At 40.9% G+C, this 19,448-nt stretch carries 16 protein-coding genes and 1 pseudogene; 9 read left to right on the forward strand and 8 right to left on the reverse strand.

Annotated features, from left to right (window positions below; all coding sequences use genetic code 11):
* Positions 1–5: 5 nt before the first annotated feature.
* Genes L1264_RS06950 through L1264_RS06960 form a run of 3 tightly spaced genes read left to right on the forward strand, consistent with a single transcriptional unit; the run spans position 6 to position 1,533 of the window.
* A complete protein-coding gene (locus L1264_RS06950; protein ID WP_135926286.1) occupies positions 6–431 on the forward strand; it encodes a YcfL family protein in 426 nt (141 codons plus the stop codon).
* 10 nt (positions 432–441) lie between these two features.
* A complete protein-coding gene (gene lpoB, locus L1264_RS06955) occupies positions 442–1,053 on the forward strand; it encodes a penicillin-binding protein activator LpoB (RefSeq protein ID WP_425343237.1) in 612 nt (203 codons plus the stop codon).
* Positions 1,054–1,065: 12 nt separating this feature from the next.
* Positions 1,066–1,533: a glycine zipper 2TM domain-containing protein gene (locus L1264_RS06960; protein ID WP_199526714.1), complete on the forward strand. Its 468-nt coding sequence runs from the start codon at positions 1,066–1,068 to the stop codon at positions 1,531–1,533.
* Positions 1,534–1,558: 25 nt separating this feature from the next.
* On the opposite strand, the gene L1264_RS06965 is transcribed toward L1264_RS06960, so the two are convergent.
* Together L1264_RS06965 and L1264_RS06970 are read right to left on the reverse strand one after the other, a co-directional pair.
* Positions 1,559–2,776 (reverse strand): pyridoxal phosphate-dependent aminotransferase, encoded by a 1,218-nt coding sequence (locus L1264_RS06965; protein WP_135925153.1) that lies wholly within the window; start codon positions 2,774–2,776, stop codon positions 1,559–1,561.
* 93 nt (positions 2,777–2,869) lie between these two features.
* The gene (locus tag L1264_RS06970; protein ID WP_135925156.1) at positions 2,870–3,214 is read right to left on the reverse strand and encodes an Hpt domain-containing protein; all 345 of its coding nucleotides are present in this window, start codon (positions 3,212–3,214) and stop codon (positions 2,870–2,872) included.
* Positions 3,215–3,341: 127 nt separating this feature from the next.
* Here L1264_RS06970 and L1264_RS06975 point away from each other — a divergent pair, with 127 nt between their 5' ends.
* On the forward strand, positions 3,342–3,941 hold the full coding sequence (locus tag L1264_RS06975) for a tRNA-uridine aminocarboxypropyltransferase (protein WP_138557380.1): 600 nt from the start codon (positions 3,342–3,344) through the stop codon (positions 3,939–3,941).
* A complete protein-coding gene (locus L1264_RS06980) occupies positions 3,941–4,717 on the forward strand; it encodes a CLCA_X family protein (RefSeq protein WP_199526715.1) in 777 nt (258 codons plus the stop codon). The genes L1264_RS06975 and L1264_RS06980 overlap by 1 nt, the downstream gene beginning before the upstream one ends.
* Here the strand turns inward: L1264_RS06980 and L1264_RS06985 are convergent.
* Together L1264_RS06985 and dcd are read right to left on the reverse strand one after the other, a co-directional pair.
* Complete coding sequence (locus L1264_RS06985) at positions 4,683–7,184, reverse strand: EAL domain-containing protein (RefSeq protein WP_199526716.1); 2,502 nt, start codon at positions 7,182–7,184, stop codon at positions 4,683–4,685. The genes L1264_RS06980 and L1264_RS06985 overlap by 35 nt on opposite strands.
* Before the next feature lie 129 nt (positions 7,185–7,313).
* Complete coding sequence (gene dcd, locus L1264_RS06990; RefSeq protein WP_130051745.1) at positions 7,314–7,901, reverse strand: dCTP deaminase; 588 nt, start codon at positions 7,899–7,901, stop codon at positions 7,314–7,316.
* 276 nt (positions 7,902–8,177) lie between these two features.
* On the opposite strand from dcd, the gene L1264_RS06995 reads away from it, so the two are divergent.
* On the forward strand, positions 8,178–8,537 hold the full coding sequence (locus L1264_RS06995) for a hypothetical protein (protein ID WP_235403836.1): 360 nt from the start codon (positions 8,178–8,180) through the stop codon (positions 8,535–8,537).
* A 48-nt stretch (positions 8,538–8,585) separates the two neighbouring features.
* On the opposite strand, the pseudogene L1264_RS07000 reads toward L1264_RS06995, so the two are convergent.
* From L1264_RS07000 to apbC, 3 genes and pseudogenes are all read right to left on the reverse strand, one after another.
* A pseudogene (locus L1264_RS07000) lies at positions 8,586–11,534 on the reverse strand (TonB-dependent receptor).
* Between the two features lie 76 nt (positions 11,535–11,610).
* The gene (locus L1264_RS07005; RefSeq protein ID WP_199526718.1) at positions 11,611–14,253 is read right to left on the reverse strand and encodes a glycoside hydrolase family 16 protein; all 2,643 of its coding nucleotides are present in this window, start codon (positions 14,251–14,253) and stop codon (positions 11,611–11,613) included.
* A 310-nt stretch (positions 14,254–14,563) separates the two neighbouring features.
* Entirely contained in the window at positions 14,564–15,643 is a 1,080-nt protein-coding gene (gene apbC / locus L1264_RS07010) for an iron-sulfur cluster carrier protein ApbC (RefSeq protein ID WP_135925172.1), read from the reverse strand.
* A 178-nt stretch (positions 15,644–15,821) separates the two neighbouring features.
* Between apbC and metG the strand changes: the two genes are divergently transcribed.
* Positions 15,822–17,846 (forward strand): methionine--tRNA ligase, encoded by a 2,025-nt coding sequence (gene metG / locus L1264_RS07015; RefSeq protein ID WP_199526719.1) that lies wholly within the window; start codon positions 15,822–15,824, stop codon positions 17,844–17,846.
* Positions 17,847–17,909: 63 nt separating this feature from the next.
* Here metG and lepB read toward each other — a convergent pair whose 3' ends face one another.
* Positions 17,910–18,569: a signal peptidase I gene (lepB, locus tag L1264_RS07020; RefSeq protein WP_199526720.1), complete on the reverse strand. Its 660-nt coding sequence runs from the start codon at positions 18,567–18,569 to the stop codon at positions 17,910–17,912.
* A gap of 185 nt (positions 18,570–18,754) precedes the next feature.
* On the opposite strand from lepB, the gene L1264_RS07025 reads away from it, so the two are divergent.
* Both L1264_RS07025 and L1264_RS07030 read left to right on the forward strand, forming a co-directional pair.
* Positions 18,755–19,213, forward strand: coding sequence for a hypothetical protein (locus tag L1264_RS07025; RefSeq protein ID WP_199526721.1), 459 nt, complete (start codon positions 18,755–18,757; stop codon positions 19,211–19,213).
* Positions 19,214–19,420 carry a helix-turn-helix transcriptional regulator gene (locus L1264_RS07030; RefSeq protein ID WP_054552938.1) on the forward strand — a complete coding sequence of 69 codons (207 nt, stop codon included), beginning with the start codon at positions 19,214–19,216 and terminating at the stop codon, positions 19,418–19,420.
* The last annotated feature ends 28 nt before the right edge of the window (positions 19,421–19,448 follow it).

The following is a 19,448-nucleotide window of genomic DNA, read 5'->3' on the forward strand; positions in this document are numbered from 1 at the left end:
CAATGATGAAATATTTAGTGCCACTATTAACCATTTTACTTGTTGCGGCCTGCTCCTCACGCCCGACCACTTCTGGCATTGGTGTTGAGCAAACTGCAAAACAATATAACCAACAATTGATCGTTAATAACCCAGAACTAGGGCAAAAACTTGCAATTACAGATGTAAAAACACGCCAAACAAACGGCTTAACAGATGTGGTTGTAACATTGGCAAGCCAATATAAAAAATCACAGTATTTACAGTACCAATTTACTTGGTATGACGCTGATGGTTTTGTTATACGCGGCAATCACTCTCCTTGGCAACCCATTACCTTATTTGGATTTGCTAAAACACAGTTACCGGGCTTAGCCCCGACAGCAAATGCTGTCACCTTCTCGCTTGCAGTGCGTGAAGTGTCAACAGAAGCACAAGAATTTGAAGATTAAGGAAACCATGATGAAATTACTTTCTGTTAAATCGGCTGCGGCCATTGCGATAACTAGCACTTTGCTGCTTTCTGGTTGTGCCAATAAAGCGGTGGTTAGCTACGGCGATGCTCAGGCTGTTGAAACAACTGATATCAATTTTGGATCAACCGATCTACAAAAAGTAGCAAGTCAAATGACAGACTCGTTACTTGCTTCACCTGTGGTTGGCACAATGACAGCAAATACTCGCCCTGTCGTGTTTGTAGAGCGTATTAAAAATAAAACCAGTGAACACATTGATACCGAATCAATCACCGATTCAATCTCAACACAATTACTACGCAGTGGTAAGTTTCGCTTTGTTGATATGACACGCGTTGAAGCGGTACGTGAGCAACTTAATTTTCAAAACGATGACCCGCTAGTTAACCCAAGTACAGCGATTGCATTTGGTCAACAAGTTGGGGCTCAGTACATGTTATACGGCAACTTATCGAGCATTGTTAAGTCAAATGCTGATAAGGCTGATGTGTATTACAAATTTACTATGCGTTTAATGGATTTAAAAAGTGGCCTAGTTGAATGGGCTGATGAAACTGAAATCCGTAAAACACGCGAGAAATCAACTTTTGGCTGGTAGTCAGGAGGATGTATGAAATACTTAGTAACAATCCTGGTAAGCTGTTTATTACTCAGCTCGCCTAGTTACGCTGATTATCAGCGTAATAAAGCAGTGCCAGTACAGCAGGTGTTATTTGGATCTGTGCAATCGGTACGAACGATTACTGATCAAGAGCTAGTTAGAGATAAAACTAATGGCTGGGAAACCTTTGGCGGTGCATTACTCGGGGGTGTTATTGGTAATCAGTTTGGCGGCGGCAGTGGTCGTACCGTCGCAACTATTTTAGGTTCAATGATTGGTGGCTCTGTTGCTCACAACCGTCAACAAAACAGTCGCGTTATACAATATCAACTCGTTGAATTAATGATAAAAGTAGAAAGCGGTGAACAATACATGGTTGTTCAAGATAAAGACAACCAGATGCTGTTTAATCAAGGCGATAAAGTTCGCCTTGTGTACCTCACCGATAACACGGTGCGTGTTGATAAAGCTTATTAAAAAAGCGAGCCTCGGCTCGCTTTTTTTAGCTTTGTCGATAATCAGCGAAGAATCGCTGCATTTTACTCATCGCTTCTGTTAAATCATCTTTGTTTGGTAAAAACACCAATCTGAAATGATCAGGATCTGGCCAATTAAAAGCACGACCATGCACAAGTAAGATTTTCTCGGCTTTGAGTAAATCTAAAATCATGCGTTCATCGTCTTTAATATTAAAGTGCGCCGTATCTACTTTCGCAAATGCGTAGAGTGCCCCTTTAGGCTTTTTACAGCTAATGCCGTCTATAGCATTCAATCCACGCCAAGCTATGTCGCGTTGCACATACAAGCGACCACCAGGGTTAATCAAATTGTCAATTGACTGCACACCACCTAAGGCTTGCTGAATAGCATATTGTGCCGGTACATTGGCACATAAACGCATTGATGCCAGCATATCCAAGCCACGGCTTAAATCGTCCATCATGCTAGTGCGGCCGCTTAACACCATCCACCCCATTCGCAAACCTGCTGCGCGGTATGTTTTAGCTAAACCATTAAAGGTGATAATTGGCACGTCATCGCATAAGGCCCCAATTGAGCTGTGAGTTGCGCCATCGTATAAAATCTTCTCGTAAATTTCATCGCTCAATAACAGCAACTTATGTTCGCGAGCAATGGTTATAAGCTCCATAAGCAAGTCATCGCTGTAAACTGCACCTGTTGGGTTATTTGGGTTAATAAGTACCAAAGCTTTTGTTTTCGATGTAATTTTACTTTTTATATCAGCAATATCAGGAAACCAATCCTGCTCTTCATCACATAAGTAATGAACTGGGTTACCGCCCGCCAACTTAACTGATGCAGTCCATAATGGATAATCAGGTGCAGGGATCAAGACCTCATCGTCATTATCGAGTAATGCTTGTGTGGTCATTTGAATTAATTCACTTACCCCATTGCCAATATAAATATTATCGACATCAAGATTGTGTAAGCCACGCTGCTGATAGTGTTGATAGACAGCCACACGGGCTGAGTAGAGGCCTTTAGAGTCACAGTAGCCTTGGGCTGAATATAAATTACGGATGATATCTTTATGCATATCTTCAGGCATATCAAAGCCAAAGGCGGCAGGATTACCGATATTTAACTTTAATACTTTTTGGCCTTCATCTTCCATTTTTCGAGCTTGTGCAAGCACAGGCCCACGGATGTCATAACAGACACCGTCTAGTTTGTGACTCTTTTTTATTTGTGACATGGTTACCTCTACTAATGAGCCTTTAGACTACCCCAGTAAAGGGCCACCATGCTAGTGGATTTTTGAAGTTACAACTGAAATAAATTCAAGTTTTTAACGGCCAGTAAACCAAGCCTGTAATTTTTCAACTGAACCTATAACTTGCTCATCTAAATAGCCAGCTTTTTGCTCAGCCGTTGCGAAATCACTTTCGTTTAAAGCATGTTCAATCGCTTGAGCAACTTCTGACAAACTTTGCGCGCCAAATTGTGCCGCATTTGACTTTAAGCTATGTGCATGGCGTGCTGCAGCTTCTGTATCGGTGCCTATGTTAGCTAACACCTCTGAACCTAGTCGCTGAAACTCACTACAACAAAAGCTCAAGGTATCTGCAAACTGATCACCTAAAAGCGATTCCATTCCTTCAAGTGCACTTTCGTCTATGGTGATTGTCGTCATTTTTATCCCTCAATCAAAAACATAAAACTAGAACCGCAACTTTAGCTGTTCTTAGTCAAAAAGCAAACCTGCTTTGTAGGTTAAGCTCATGTATACTATGGATACTTTTACCGTATTCCGAGTTTATATGGCTAGAGAATTATGCTCCCACTGTGGCTTTTCTACTAAAACTTGCTTATGTGATTCTATAAACATAATCAATAATAGACTAAAAATCATTATATTACGCCACCCAAGTGAGGAAAAAATTACTAAAAACACGGCGCATTTATTGAATTTAGGCTTAGCCAATTGCCAAATTATTGCTGGAGAATCTGAGCAAGACTTTGTTTCGCTGCAAACTTTGCCAAAATCTAGCACTGCTGTTTTATACCCAAGCCATGATGCATGGTGTCTTGATGAGCAAAGCTCAGAAGTGAATATATTTAAACAAACACTAACACATCTGATTGTTATAGATGGCACGTGGAAAAAAGCATTTAAAATGCGCCAACTTACCCCTAGTTTACAACAGTTTAAGACCGTTAGTTTTAAGCAACTACCTCAAAATCAGTATTTAATACGAAAAGCTCCCCGCGAAGATAGCTTGTCAACATTGGAGGCTGTAGCCCATAGTCTTCACTTAATTGAACAGCTTGACGTTACGCCATTGTATAAATTACTCGCAGCATTAGTTGACAAGCAAACTAAGCACATGCCAGAAGATGTAAGGGCTCGATATCTTTAATGCGTGTTTCTAAACGATTGAGTGCAGGTTTTAATCGCCAAGGCCCCGACTACCGCTTTGATGATCAAGTTGATTTCAATGACATTCGTGACACGTTTGGGTTTCGTACTATGTTAGTGGGTAGCTGGGTGAACAAACAAGAGCGTCTACTCGCGGCTAATTTAATTTATGATGCCCTAGCCGATCTTGCTCAAATATTAAGCTTACCGCCAACAGCTATTGGTCTGCGGGGTAAGCTTAATTTCGCTTTTGGTCATGGCGGCCAAAAAGGCGTACAAGCACATTATAATGCCCATAGCCAAACGTTAGCACTGGCTAAAAATGCCGGGGGTGGCGCACTTGCACACGAATGGTTTCATGCCTTTGATCATCATATCTGCCAACATTTATTTGCGAATAGAAAAAGCATGCAGTTTTGTTCTGCCTTATGGCTCGAACAGTCACCAGATTTAAGTCACCCACTTAATCAGCGCTTAAATGATTTTTATCATCAGGTTTTTTTAGATAACTCAGGTGCAAACCCAAATGAGTATGTAAAACAATCTATTGCTTTTGATCAGCAAGTAAAACAGCTATATATGAGCATGCCTGAGGAACTCGCAGCTCGCTGTTTTGAAAAGTGCATTGCCATGCACCCTGATATAAAAAATAGCTTTTTAGTAAGTGGTTTATCAACAAGTGGCTTAATCTATCCAGATGAGCAGCATGCGATGCGCTGCTTTGCAGCACTGCTAAATTACTTTAATCAACTAGGTTCGCTGTTGCATCAAAACTAAGTTCAACTTTCTGCACCTCACTAATCCAAGCTAAATAATCATCAGCACAAAGCGGCTTTGAAAAATAATACCCTTGTCCAAACTGGCAGCCATAACTTTGCAGCATAGTTAGGCTTTGCTGATCTTCAATTCCTTCTGCAACCACCTGCGCGCCTAGTGTGGCAGCAATGTCGCAAGTTGCCCGACAGATACTCTGATCATTTACTGAAAACGGTAGATTTAACACAAATTGTTTATCTATTTTCACTTCATCAAAGCCAAGTTGACTTAAATAAGCAAGTGAAGAATAGCCTGTTCCAAAATCATCAATCGCAAGTTTTAAGCCAATTAAACGATAGTCATCGAGAGTGGCTTTAATCTTTTTACTCTCCTCTAATGTAGCTGACTCAGTCAGCTCCAGCATAACCGACTCGGCACGCACATTTTGTTCATTTAAAATGGTGATTAACAGCACAGGTAAGTCTTTATTTAATAGATCTTTAGCCGAAATATTAATGGAAATAACGTGATCGGGTATCAGTGTGCAAAACTTCGCTTGCCACTGAATTCCATTTTCGACCACCCATTCAGTGAGCTGATTGATCACCCCCGCAGACTCTGCAATTGGAATAAACACATCAGGGCTCACTGCACCAAATACTGGATGATGCCAGCGTAAGAGAGCTTCACAGCCCACTACTTTGCCTGTTTTCAAACAAACCTGTGGTTGAAAGTGTAAGCTTAACTGATTTTCATCTATCGCCATTTTAAGTCCTGCGGCAATCGATAATCTTTGTTCAGAAAGCCGCGCACTCTCAGAGTCGAACATTCGCCAACGCTCACCTTGTAAACGTTTTTCAGACATTGCTTGTATGGCACATTGTAAGATTTGCTTCGCGGTATTGCCGTGCATCGGATAATAGGCAACACCAATATCAACACTATCGACTAAATTAATATCTTCATGGGTGAGCCCTTCTTCAAATACCCCATGGATCAAACATGCAAACTGCTCTATATGACTGAGTTCTAATTCTCCTATCACTAAGCAACCAAACGTACTGTCATCAACATGAGCAAGCCATGCGCTTCTACTGGCTTGAATTTCAAGCTTTAATGCATTCATGGTCTGTAGCTGAGTATTTAAGATACTTAATCTTTCATTGATACAAATATTTGCTTGCTCAAAACCAAACGTAGAACGTGCATTTGAAAGAACATGTGGTTTAAATAATAAGACGGAAAAGTGCTGTTTCTGCGATACTTTTTTCATCATTTGTGCGAGCAAAAATTGCTTATTAGGCAGTTTAGTCTCCGCATCATGCAGCATCGAATAATTAAATGCCGCTATTTGCTGACGGTCTTTAAGTAACAGCACGGAACATATCGCCAGTGATGTGATAAGCAAAATGGTGTTATGAACACCATGGTAACCAATACCAATACCAAAACCATTCCAAATGAATAAACTAAGCACCTGAGTCACAATCGTCATTAACATAAATACACGTAGATAGGTACGGCTATTTTTTCGCTGCATTACACTAAAAAATACAGCAGCTGCAAAACTTAAAAACCCAATACATGAAACTATAAATAACCATTGATGATTAAACTGAGGCAATAGTGATGACAACACGGCCGCGCTGACTAAACAGGCCATCATTACTTGCCACGCTTTTTTAAAGCGGGGTCTATAGGTATGGATTGCCAGAAAGTGATATAAGAAATAGCTCGCAAAATATAATGCAAACTCATTAACAGGCCATTTTGCTTCCCAATCTATGCCGTTAACGAAATAGCTTATTAGCCCGTTATCAATCAAAAATCCGATACTAACCAGTACGAAGTAAGCATTCAGCAGCAGGTATTTTGGTTGCTGCGATACCACAAAATAAATAGCGCATACAAACATGCATATAATCAGCACACCTAAAATAGCGCCATAGCTTAAAATGATTTGATGTAAGTTTATTTCAAAGGTTTTTGCAGCAACTACCCCAACTTCTATAGTCAGCGCCCTATCGTGCTCAAAGTTAACCAGTGCCCAGCGATGACCTTGACTATGCTCTATTAACCAATGTGGTCGCACATTCGATAAGCTTTCAAGTGAGGCGAGCCGCTGATTATTGGTAGCCTGAGAATTTTCATCTAACAGATAAAACTTTACCCAGGTTAAATTTGGCTCACCTAGATAAACAACGTAATTTTTATTGTCGGGTAGTTGCAATAAATCGATTATTAACCAGTGGGATGTTTGCGGGGCAAGGCGGATTGAACTGCTTTCGAGAGCATTTAGCTGTTCTGCATTTTGAAGTGATTGTTCCAGCGATTGACTTAATTTGGCAAGAGGCTCGGCAGAGTCAAGCAGCCAAATCGATGAACTCTCATTGGCAGCAAAGGTACTAAAGCTGTGTAAAAATACACAACACATTGTTATGAGCAGCGTTCTAACAACCCGATGGATGTGCTTGCCAATAAAATGCATTTTAGCTCCGTGCTTTAAACACCAGCTAAAAGTATGGGGGTAATACGCTTAAATTGCCAATTATGCAGACTTTAATTAGGTAAAAAGTTTAGGCGTATGGGCGTGTGGCACTAAAAGCCACACAATACTTTACTTATTATCATCACTTATTCGACTTGCAACTGCTGAGTTTTGATCCTTATATTTTGCATCTTTACGTGTGTTGTAAGGATTCTCAGCAGGACTTGTCATGGTTTCAAAACTCATAGCGCCAATCTTCATCATTGGGCGTAGCGCTAATGGCAATTTACCTGAGTTATAAAACTCCAAAACAATATTTCCTGACCAACCGGGATCAATACGGTGTGCTGTTACATGTACCATCAAGCCAAGTCGTGCTAACGATGAACGACCATCTAACCAACCTACAATATCAGCAGGTAAAGTTACTTTTTCATAGGTAATTGCCAAAGCTAATTCACCTGGATGAAGGAAAAAAGCTTCTTCTTCAGCAAGCACAATTTCATCACTCATAATGGATTCCATCGCCTTGTTTAGCTGATCTTTTGGACCACTTAAGTCAACATAAGCTGCGGTATGATCTTGGAAAACTCGAAATTTATTGCCCAAACGCAAGTCCACCGTCACACCTGAAATCATTTCTTTACTCGGTGTAGGCTCAATAACTATACGGCCTTCGTCAATATACTGCTGAATATGGGTATCTGATAATCTCATTTATTATTCTACCTAAAACAACTTAAACATATGATTTTAAGCTGAAAAAACACGCTAAGCTTAAACTTAAAAACACAAAGAGTTTATTGTGTAGCAGTTAAGCAAAATGGAATGGACATAGTGTGACATATATTACACAAATCAGCAGCGTGTTGCGCTAATAAATCTCGATTAAATAAGTCTTCTCAGGTAACAACATCAGCTGTTTCTGATTTATCTGAAGTCATGAGTTTTGTTCTAATTGCCGAATTACAGGGAAAGTGAGGATGAGTTGTTATGGATTACGTTATTTTATCCGTAATAACATTGCCAGCATGTGTTGTTGCTATTTTAATCGCCAAACACTACGCTAAAAAACAAGAAATTTGGCACGGCTTTCTCGTCTTCATTGGCTCATTGTTACTAACAAGCTGGTCGGTGGTTGGCCTAGTCGCAAACGAAACTTTCTTTTTCCCGCTACCTTCATTACTCACCATGGTCTTTTATCTTTATTGTTATGGTGAAACCGACATTGTGTTTATGCCCAATTTATTAATTAACCCCGGCATTGCTATTTTCTGCTATTTTTCAGCTTACTTTTTCAGTCGCAATAAACTTTTTAAGCGCTGTGTATCCTTTTTATATTTACTAAAATAAAAAGCCGCTCATTGAGCGGCTTTGGTTCTCATTAGGGTTCATATGAGATTAAAAGCTATAACGTGCACCGATTGTATAACGAGGTCCGTATTGACGAGCAAATAAGAACTGCTCTTCATAACGGCCATAACCACGTTCAGTTTCGTTGTTAAGGTTTATACCTTCAAAGAAAACTGTCATGTTTTCATTAATGTCGTAGTTAACGCTTAAGTCCCATTGACCAAACGTATCGCCAAATTGTGGCGGCGCATCAGATGAGCCTTGCGCTTGACCAACACCAATCAAGTACGAATCACGCCAAGCGTAAGTAACTTTAACTGACAAGCCGTCTTTATCGTAGAATGCTTGGAAGTTAGCAGAATCACTCAAACCTGATAAAGGCGCTTGCTGTGTTAAACTATTAACATCAAATTCAACATCACCATCTACAAATGTAGCGTTAACACCTAAACCGAAACCACTTTCACCAAACAAGTGCTGTACAGCAACTTCAAAGCCATCTACCGATTTACTATCAGTATTTTGTGGCTGAGAAATATTCCATACCATTAGTGGGTCTGCACTAGTTGGTTCAATAGCACCATCCGCATTACCATAACCAAGTGCCAGCATTTCATTAAATATTGTCTTACTAGTTACTTCATCATTTCGTGCTTCCAAAGAAGCAATGGCTTCTTGGTAACGAGGACCATTTAGAATGTCATGTAGACCTTCTATCGTTGTTTCAGTAATTTGCGTTTGAATAAAGTTATCAACGTCTTTTTTGAAGTAGCCAACTGATGCGTAGCTGCCTTCGCCATAGTAATACTCAAGCGATAAGTCTAAATTCGTTGACTCAAACGGCAACAAGTTAGTATTACCTTGACCACCTGTACGCGAACCTGGTTTTGGACTACCAGTTAAGCTTCGACCACCAGCAAGGTTACCAAGCGGTGCACGAGCCATGGTTTTACCCCAAGAAACGCGTCCAACAAGTTCATCTGTGATCTCAACTTTTACGTCGATATTCGGTAACCAGATATCATAATTACCTTCTTCTTGGTAAAAGTTATCTGTACCGCCTGTTTCGTACTGCATGATCCACTCTGACTCACTTACCCAGTTAACCTGTTTTTCTATTTTCTGACGAACAGTACTGGTGACATCGGTCTCTTCATAGCGTAAGCCTGCGTTAATTTGAACAAAGTAGTCAGATAACTCAAACTCCCAAAGTGTATTGATGTAGAAGCTTTGCGTTTTTTCTTCGACATAGCTTTCACTGTCGATACCATCAAAAAATGGGTCAATTGAGTATTGATTATCGCCCAATAAATCTTCGTTTAAAAAAGCAAGCTGACGAGCTAACGCCTCTTCAAAGCTATAGGTGTAATAGTAATTTGGTTCAAGGGCACTACCACCACCAGCGAACTGATCTAGCATGTCACCAGTATCATTATAAGTGAACATACCGTCTGGGAAGATCTCTGTGAATGATGGGTTAAAGCCAGGACCACCACGTCAGCCACTCCATGCAGTAAAACCACCCATAGTTTGTTTGGTATTGGCAGCACCAAATTTCACTTTAACAAGTGGAATTTCAAAGCTGTCATTTAACCACGTAGCATGAAGCTGCGCTTGCTCTACATTAGACTCACCCGGCGAATAAATAAACTGGCTGAAGTTCGAATCAATTTCACTTGGATCAAGTACCGTAGTGCCATTATTCCAATTAACATATGCATGCGGGATTTCACCAGTACGATAGTCATACACCTTGCTACGGAGTTGGTCAGAACCAAGAATGATCTGGCCATTCGAACCTAAACCGTCATCTGCACCATTGTCTGTTTCATTTTTCGAATCGTGATAATCGAACTCAACTTCCCACGCATCGTTGATTTGCCACTCTAAATTTAAACCAATTGAGCGTGCTTTTACTTCTGTAGTGCCACGGCTTGCAGTAAATGAACCATCGTTACCACTAATATCGGCATAAAGTGCAGTACCATTTTCATCTAGCTCATAGCTATTAATGTTTGTACTAAAGTCGTTCCAGATACCCCAGCCTGTTGTTTCAACACCTGTAATTGCACGGCTTGCCGTGTAATCAACCGTTGCAGTGAAGTTTTCAACTGGTGCATATTGTAAAGTCACTTGGCCGTTAGTACGCTCACGTTCAACATCAGCAATGCTGTAGTTCATATCTTTTGGAAAGAAATGGTTACCAACACGGTTGCCTTCACTATCTACTGGGCGTGGGTCAATGTAGTCACCTTCATCTAATGTTGGTAAATCTACATTCGCTTGCCAGCCTTGAATGTTTGCGCTTTGTTGTTGGAAATCACGCTCTTGATGTGAGAATGAAACGGCAAAGCCAACTGAATTATCAACATATGTATTACTGTACATCGCTGAGAATTCAGGAGTTACATCATCCCCTTTTTCATTTGACGAGTCGTGAATAGCCTTAATAGACGAACTAAATTTTTCACCAGGGCTATTTAAAGGGCGAGTCGTAATAATGTTTACTGTTGCCCCAAGACCACCACTTGGTACATCTGCTTGACCTGATTTTGCAACTTCAAGTGCACTTACCCCGTCAGCGGCGATATTTTCAAGGGCGTAAGAACGTGTATAACCAGTACCCGGCATTTGACGGCCGTTAAGCATTACGAGGTTAAACTCAGGGCCAAAACCACGCACTGTGATTTCGCTGCCTTCGCCGTTTGAACGACTAACAGATACACCGGTAATACGTTGTAGTGACTCGGCTAAGTTAGTATCTGGGAATTTACCCATTTCTTCTGCCGAAATCGCATCAACTACACCTGTAGCATCGCGTTTCATATCCATGGCGCGGATCAAACTGCCACGAATACCTTTTACTTCAATAATTTCTATTTCTTTGTCAGCTTGCTCATCTTGCGCGTAAGCCATCGGCATAGTGCCAAACCCTGCGGTTAAGATCATCGCCACTGAAGCTGCAAGAGGCGTTTTAATAAATTTTGTGCTTTTCATGATTTACCTGCTTTTGCAATTTGTTGCCATGGTATGTAGGTGCCAGTTTGGCACCCACCATTGTTGCCAGTGTTAATTAAGGATTCGCAATGACTGCATTATCGATACGGTAAACCGCACCTTCACCCATGCCCCATGAAGGGAACACCATAACAACGTCGATTGCACTAATATCAAGGCCTGCACTTAGTAAATCGGCAAGTGTATATGTGTATGTTTGCCATTCACCAACCACTGGCTCGACACCTTCTTGGCTTGCACTTAGTGGAAGCTCCACAGCTTGCCCTGCGTCGTTTGATTCGATTTTAAATAACCACTGCGCATCTTGGTTACTTGCGTTTGAAACGATTTTCATTTCAAAACGAACTACACCTTGAGATAACATGTGTGATGCATCAAAACTCACGCCATCTGCTGCTAAGAAACCCATTACAGTTGGTTGAGCACCAATTTGAAACTCAGCAACTGAGCCGTGTGCTTCGTCGTCTGTTTCTACAGTTGGTGTACTACCAGCACAACAATCCCAAATGCTCCATTGGTCTGCTACGCTATCTGCAAATAAAGTGAGATCTGATTGCGGCTGCGGTGCATAAATACGTGCATTATCTATGCGGTACACAGCACCCTCACCTTGACCCCAAGCAGGGAAAATCATGATGACATCAATAGCACTCACATCTAAACCAGCTTGTAGTAGTGTGCTTACAGGGAATGTGTAGGTTTGCCACTCACCCGCAACCGGATCAACACCTTCAGTACTCGTATTAAGGTTAACTTCAACCGCTGTTGCCCCTTCATTTGACTCTACCTTTAACATCCATGGTGCATCAGGAGTTGATGGTAGCGATGTTATTTTCATCTCAAATTGCAACATACCGTCATCAACAAGCGAAGTCGCATCAAATTGAGTACCACTACCACCTGATGAGGTGCGGTTAATAAAGCCCATTACTGTTGGCGTTGCACCAATAGAAAACTCAGCAGTTACACCATGCTCTTCGTCATCAACTACTTCAATAGGTGTTGAGCCCGCACAGCAATCCCACAGAGGCCAGTCTAGGTTAGTCTCATCAGTGAACAGTGTTAGTGAAGGTAATGTTGTTGAACCACCGTTAGTGATTTCAACATTATCAACACGGTAAACTGCGCCTTCACCTTGACCCCATGCAGGGAAAATCATTACAACATCAATCAAAGATACATTTAAGCCTGCGTCAGCTAATGTTTGTAATGGGAAGGTATATGTTTGCCACTCACCAGCTACAGGACTAACACCTTCAGTGCTAGCACTTAGGTTTAGCTCAACGGCTGTTGCGCCTTCATCACTTTCAATTTTGAAAAGCCAAGGTGCATCAGGAGTAGAAGGTAATGAAGTCACTTGCATATCAAAACGCACATAACCGTCTTCTAGCATAGCGCTTGCGTCATAAGGAGTGGCTTGGCCGTTTTCATCGGTAATAAATGCATCACGGCTAATGAAACCATTTACCGTTGGTGATGCCCCCACAACAAATTCAACAACATCACCGCGCTCAGCATCTTCAACAAGTGCAGGAGTTGAACCACCACAACAATCCCATGCAGGCCAGTTAGGGTTAAAGCTGCTATCAAAAATAGTAAGCGGCGTTACTGTACCATCACTAGGTGGTGTAGGTGAAGGAGCTTTACCTTGTACTAATGCATCTTCTAAATTATCGTAACCAGGACGAACTGTTTCACAGCCTTTGCCTGTATCAGGGTCTTGTGCACATTCGTAAACACGAACATAGTCAACTTCAAAAGTTTGACCATTTTCAAATGCACTTGCGTCAATGCCCGTTGCATTAACGTTTTCTGGCCAGTCACCGCCTACAGCAAAGTTTAAGATTAAATAAAACTCTTGATCATAAGGAGATGCATCCCAGAAAGTTGTTAACTCACCGGTTGTTTGATCAAAGTACTCTGTGTACCAACCTTTGTGTTTAAGTGCCAGAGCTTCGCCTTTAGCATTGTAAAGTAACTCTGATTTGCGCTGTGTTGCATATAGATAGTCGTCTACATACCAACGAATTTCACCTTCTTGCCATTCAATTGCATAGGTATGAAAATCATCCGCTGGGTTAGTGCCTTGATCAAATGTATAAGCCTTACCGCTTTGATCATTATTCGGCCACTCTTTACCATAGTGAAGCGTACCGTAGATATTTGACTCAACACCGTCATCTGTTGGGACTTTCAAGTTAACCGACTCAACGATATCAATTTCACCAGAGCGTGGCCAACCACCATACACTTCATCTGTTGGCATCATCCAAAATGCAGGCCATGAGCCTTGACCACTTGGAAGTTTGGCACGGACTTCGAAGCGTCCATATTTAAAATCAGCTTTGTAACGTGTGTTAATGCGCGCAGAGGTATAAGGTTTTGCAGCACCCTCTTCTGCAGGTAATGCAACGATGTTTAGAATACCATCAGCTACGAATGCATTTTCTTCACTGTCGGTATAACATTGCTTTTCATTGTTACCACCGCCAGCGCAATCTATTTCAAAATTCCATTTGCCCTCATCAATGGAATCGCCATCAAAGTTGTCTTCCCATACCATAACCCAATCTGAAACGGGCTCACTTGGGTCAATGGTATCGATTTTTGTGTCTGTGGCAGAGCCACCGCAGCCTGCTAACGTCGCCACAGATAGTGCCATAGCGAGTTGCGTTAAGTGTGTTTTTATTTTGTTCATTGCATTGAACCCTAACATTCTGTGTTTGTTAGTTTACAGCTGATATTAATAGCAAATATTAGTTTCAGCCAATTTGTAAGCGCTTACAATTGAGGTCAAATAAAAAAGAACAAAAATGTAAGCGCTTACATAGAGTATGACAAGGTTACTAAAACGTCAATAAATTATTAACAAATAAACCGAGTTTATTCCTAAATTTATCAATCATGCTTCAGTAATGCGTAAATACAGGAGGATGCCAAATAAAATGAGATTATTTAATTACAAACTAATACAAAATACACACTAATTAATGACTAAATTTCAATAATTAGTCTTCTGTAATAACAATATCTACTTTGCTGGTCTGGGCTTGTTGATAATATAAACTACTAGCAAGGACCCTAGCTGCCGTTTTATAAGTACAACTTATTTCAGCCGCACTATCCTGCGCTATCAGATCACCTTGCTCTGAGCTCTCACGAATTTCAATTGCCAATGGGATATTAGCCAGCACAGGCACACCATGGCGATGAGCCAATGTTACAGCGCCATCTTTGCCAAAAACATGGTTTGGTTGCCCACAATGACCACATAAGAAGTAACTCATGTTTTCAATTAAGCCAAGCACGGGGACGTTCACTTTATTGAACATAGCAATGCCCTTTTGCGCATCGGCTAAGGCTAAATCTTGAGGAGTAGTAATGATAACCGCACCACTTGCAGGTACTTTTTGGCTCATGGTCAATTGAATATCACCCGTGCCTGGTGGCATATCAACGATTAGATAATCAAGCTCTCCCCAAGCAGTTTCGTTCATTAATTGATTAAGTGCTCCTGATGCCATAGGACCACGCCAAACAGTTGCATCATCACTTGGTACTAAAAAGCCGATCGACTGCGCCTTGAGGTTATGTGCCTCAAAAGGAAGTAAGTTTTTATTATCCTCTGTTTTAGGCTCAGCTCCTTGTAGACCCAATAGCAGAGGAATAGACGGACCATAAATATCGGCATCTAAAATACCAACCTGTGCACCCTCTTGCTGTAAAGCCGAAGCAAGATTCACTGCCGTCGTTGATTTTCCTACTCCACCTTTGCCTGACGCAACGAGTACAATATGTTTTATTTGCTTAAAACTGTATACGTTCGGTAACTTGACCTGAGCTGTAATTGACACAGGCACAGATAGTTTATCACTGACAAACTTTTCAATTTCGTTGATTTCGCCACAGCCAGCAAAAGGTAGGCTTAATTTGACTTGCCAGCTTTTATCGCTGTTTTGATTTAGCTCTTCGAGCCAGTCTTGCTCAATGCCAATAGCAAATGCGCTACTACGATAGGCGGCTAAGGCAGCAATGATAGGCGCTTTTTCAGCCGATTTACTTGAGAATAGTTTTGACAGTCCAAACATAGCAATAAATTAGCGTTTCTTTGATGAAAAGTGCTGCGGAATTATGTAACATTCAAGGCATTAAAACCAGACAATTAGATAATATCATTGCTTTAGCTTGTATATAAACAACTGGCAATGGATTAAATAATGATATTCGTGCATGTTTGCATCGAACTAATCTCAATTCGGAATGATTATGGCACAGCGAAAGATCCTGATTACTAGCGCATTACCTTATGCCAATGGCCCGACTCACTTAGGTCATTTACTAGAATACATCCAAACTGATATTTGGGCGCGTTTCCAAAAACAACAAGGTCATGAAACCTACTACGTTTGCGCGGATGATGCTCACGGCACACCAATTATGCTTAATGCGCAAAAGCAAGGGATCACGCCAGAAGAGATGGTTAAAAATGTCAGTGTTGAACGTCAACGTGACTTTGCTGATTTCAATATTGAGTTTGATAACTATCACAGCACGCACAGTGAAGAAAACCGTCACTTTAGCGAGCTAATCTACAACCGTTTAAATGAAGCAGGTCACATTAAAAAGCATACTATTTCTCAACTTTTCGACCCAGAGAAAGGTATCTTCTTACCTGATCGCTTTGTAACAGGTACTTGCCCAACGTGTAAGTCTGAAGATCAAAACGGCGACAGCTGTGATTCTTGTGGTGCTACATACAGCCCAACTGAACTTATCAACCCACGCTCTGTAATGTCGGGCGCTGAGCCAATCTTAAAAGATTCGGAGCATTACTTCTTCGACCTTCCTGCTTTTGAAGACATGCTTAAAGAGTGGTTACACTCAGGTACGATTCAACAAGAAATGGCGAACAAGCTTGATGAATGGTTTGCTGATGGCTTACAGCAGTGGGATATCAGCCGTGATGCACCTTACTTCGGTTTTGAAATCCCTGGCGCACCGGGTAAATATTTCTATGTATGGTTAGATGCGCCAATTGGCTACATGGCGAGCTTTAAAAACCTGTGCGACAAAAAAGGGATTGATTTTGATGCATTCTGGCGCGAAGACTCAGATGCAGAGCTTTACCACTTCATTGGTAAAGACATCATCTATTTCCACAGCCTATTCTGGCCGGCAATGTTAGATGGTGCAAAATTCAGAAAACCTACTAACGTTTTTGCACACGGTTTTGTGACTGTAAATGGCGCGAAGATGTCTAAATCAAAAGGCACCTTTGTTAAGGCGCGTACTTACCTTGATAACCTAGATCCTGAGTATCTTCGTTATTACTACGCGGCAAAATTAAACAACGGTATCACTGACCTTGATTTAAACCTTGAAGACTTTGCACTGCGTGTAAACTCAGACTTAGTAGGTAAAGTGGTTAATATCGCCAGTCGTTGTGCAAGTTTCATCACTAAGAAATTTGATGGCAAGCTTAGCGACACCGTAATGGACGAAGCGCTATTAGGTGAGTTCCAAGCAGCTTCTGCAAGCATCGCAAATCACTATGAAAACCGTGATTACAGCCGTGCAATTCGTGAAATCATGGCCCTTGCTGATAAAGCAAACCAATTCATTGATGCTAAAGCGCCGTGGGTGTTAATTAAAGACGAAACAAAACAACAAGAAGCACACGATGTTTGCTCACTTGGTTTGAATATGTTCCGCGTACTTATCACTTACTTAAAACCTGTTCTGCCAGGTATGGCAGCAAACGTTGAAGCCTTCTTAAACGACGGTTTAACATGGCAAGGCGCGCAAACAGCGCTTGTTGGTCACGCAATTAATAAGTTCAAACCGTTAATGCAACGTGTTGAAATGGATAAAGTAAACAAAATGATTGAAGAATCAAAAGAAAGCCTAGTTGCTGAAAAAGACAAGATTGATCCAAACAGCCCACTAGCTAAAGAGCCAATCAGCCCTGAAATCGAATTTGACGACTTTGCTAAAGTTGATTTACGTGTAGCGAAAATTGCGAAAGCAGAACATGTTGAAGGCGCAGATAAGTTATTAAAACTAACTTTAGATTTAGGTGGCGAAACGCGCCAAGTATTTGCAGGTATTAAATCTGCGTATGCTCCTGAAGACATCGAAGGCAAGCTAACGGTTATGGTAGCGAACCTTAAGCCTCTTAAGATGCGTTTTGGTATGTCTGAAGGCATGGTATTAGCAGCAGGCCCTGGCGGTAAAGAAATTTATATTCTTAACCCAGATGAAGGCTCAGAGCCTGGTATGCGTGTAATGTAATTACACAATTACTAGCTTATAAATGAACCGTTGTGTTTAAGACACAACGGTTTTTTTGTTTAGCTAAGGTGCTAAGTATAAATCATGCAAAACCCGCTCTTTTCGAGGTAAGTAATAATCATCATAATCGAGTGATACAAGCACTCTTTTAGCTTTACCTAATAACTCACTGCGAGGCACTAAGCCAATTACTCGCGAGTCTGCACTATTATCGCGGTTATCGCCCATCGCTAAATACATGTCCTTGGGGATAACGACAGGGGCAAAATGCTGCATCACCGAAGGCGTTTTTGATATTTGAATAGCGTGCTGAACACCGGCAAGGTTTTCAATGAGTATCTGCTGCTCTTGCTTATCATCAGTTAATGCGTAATCAAGTGCTTTACCGTTAATGATCAATCTATTATCTACTAATGTCACTGTATCGCCCGGCACGCCAATAACACGCTTTATTAAGCGATTATTTGCAGCTTTAGAGTCAAATACAATGATATCACCGGCTTTTGGCTCATCTGTGCGCATTAGCGAAATATGACTAAATGGCACACGCAGATCATAAGCCATTTTATCCGTTAAAATTCGATCCCCTTCAACGATGGTCGGGTTCATTGAACCTGTTGGCACTTCATACCAATCAGCCACCGCACTTCTAAAAACACTCATCAAGCAGATAAATAAAATCAAAGAGCGGTTATTTTTCCATACTTTCAAAAGCCAGTTCATATTCGTTCCTTATTTGTTGTTTGTTTTCATAAGAGCCACTGCGGTTCGAATTAGTTCTTAACTAAATGTAACGAAATACGTCAATGATAAAAATATCATACATGATGTCAAAATTATTTGACATCACAAGTAATGAGTAGTTTACTTAACATCAAGTCAAATATTTTTTACATTGGATAATAACGATGAGCTACAAAGAAATGACAATTTGGGGCACCTTGGTGGTAACCATTGGCCTTTTAAGCTATTACCTTTTAGGGATTAATTCACTTCAAGCTGCAGGTGAGCTTAACCAAGATACCATGGTGTCTTATTTGTATAAGGTTGTTGTAGTAGCGGTGATCTTAGAGATCATTATGCAATCTCTGCTTGCGGGTATTAAACACAAAGAAGCAGACTTGGGGGATGATGAGCGCGATAAGCTTATTGAGCTAAAAAGCACCAAACTTGGTCATTGGTTTTGCTCTGCAATTATCTTAATGTGTGTATTTTTAACAACGCAAATTGAGCGTGTGTCTGGACGTATGCTGTTACCTGAGGTCTCTGATCTATATAATATTATGCACTTTCTTATTATTGGTTTTTTAGTGAGTGAAATTATTACTATTGCTAGCAAAGCGTATTTATATCGAAGAGACAGCTAAATGACAAAACAGCTCAGTAATACCATTCGAGAACTTCGATTTCATCACAATGAAATGACGCAACAAGCATTAGCAGAGGCTGTTGGTGTTTCAAGGCAAACCATTGTAGCAATTGAAAAAGGTAAATATTCCCCCTCTCTTGAGGTGGCTTTTAAGATTGCACAGTTGTTTGATAAAAAACTGGACGACGTGTTTTCGTATCAATAATACTAACAAAAAAGGTTAGCCAAATAGC

The organism is Pseudoalteromonas sp. APAL1, assembly GCF_021532475.1.
GTDB classification, from domain to species: Bacteria; Pseudomonadota; Gammaproteobacteria; order Enterobacterales; family Alteromonadaceae; genus Pseudoalteromonas; species Pseudoalteromonas lipolytica_C.

What these genes read in the sequence shown, in the direction of transcription:
- L1264_RS06950 (WP_135926286.1), top strand. Translation starts at nt 6, where the DNA reads ATGAAATATTTAGTGCCACTATTAACCATTTTACTTGTTGCGGCCTGC.
- lpoB (WP_425343237.1), top strand. Translation starts at nt 442, where the DNA reads ATGAAATTACTTTCTGTTAAATCGGCTGCGGCCATTGCGATAACTAGC.
- L1264_RS06960 (WP_199526714.1), top strand. Translation starts at nt 1,066, where the DNA reads ATGAAATACTTAGTAACAATCCTGGTAAGCTGTTTATTACTCAGCTCG.
- L1264_RS06965 (WP_135925153.1), bottom strand. Translation starts at nt 2,776, where the DNA reads ATGTCACAAATAAAAAAGAGTCACAAACTAGACGGTGTCTGTTATGAC.
- L1264_RS06970 (WP_135925156.1), bottom strand. Translation starts at nt 3,214, where the DNA reads ATGACGACAATCACCATAGACGAAAGTGCACTTGAAGGAATGGAATCG.
- L1264_RS06975 (WP_138557380.1), top strand. Translation starts at nt 3,342, where the DNA reads ATGGCTAGAGAATTATGCTCCCACTGTGGCTTTTCTACTAAAACTTGC.
- L1264_RS06980 (WP_199526715.1), top strand. Translation starts at nt 3,941, where the DNA reads ATGCGTGTTTCTAAACGATTGAGTGCAGGTTTTAATCGCCAAGGCCCC.
- L1264_RS06985 (WP_199526716.1), bottom strand. Translation starts at nt 7,184, where the DNA reads ATGCATTTTATTGGCAAGCACATCCATCGGGTTGTTAGAACGCTGCTC.
- dcd (WP_130051745.1), bottom strand. Translation starts at nt 7,901, where the DNA reads ATGAGATTATCAGATACCCATATTCAGCAGTATATTGACGAAGGCCGT.
- L1264_RS06995 (WP_235403836.1), top strand. Translation starts at nt 8,178, where the DNA reads ATGGATTACGTTATTTTATCCGTAATAACATTGCCAGCATGTGTTGTT.
- L1264_RS07005 (WP_199526718.1), bottom strand. Translation starts at nt 14,253, where the DNA reads ATGAACAAAATAAAAACACACTTAACGCAACTCGCTATGGCACTATCT.
- apbC (WP_135925172.1), bottom strand. Translation starts at nt 15,643, where the DNA reads ATGTTTGGACTGTCAAAACTATTCTCAAGTAAATCGGCTGAAAAAGCG.
- metG (WP_199526719.1), top strand. Translation starts at nt 15,822, where the DNA reads ATGGCACAGCGAAAGATCCTGATTACTAGCGCATTACCTTATGCCAAT.
- lepB (WP_199526720.1), bottom strand. Translation starts at nt 18,569, where the DNA reads ATGAACTGGCTTTTGAAAGTATGGAAAAATAACCGCTCTTTGATTTTA.
- L1264_RS07025 (WP_199526721.1), top strand. Translation starts at nt 18,755, where the DNA reads ATGAGCTACAAAGAAATGACAATTTGGGGCACCTTGGTGGTAACCATT.
- L1264_RS07030 (WP_054552938.1), top strand. Translation starts at nt 19,214, where the DNA reads ATGACAAAACAGCTCAGTAATACCATTCGAGAACTTCGATTTCATCAC.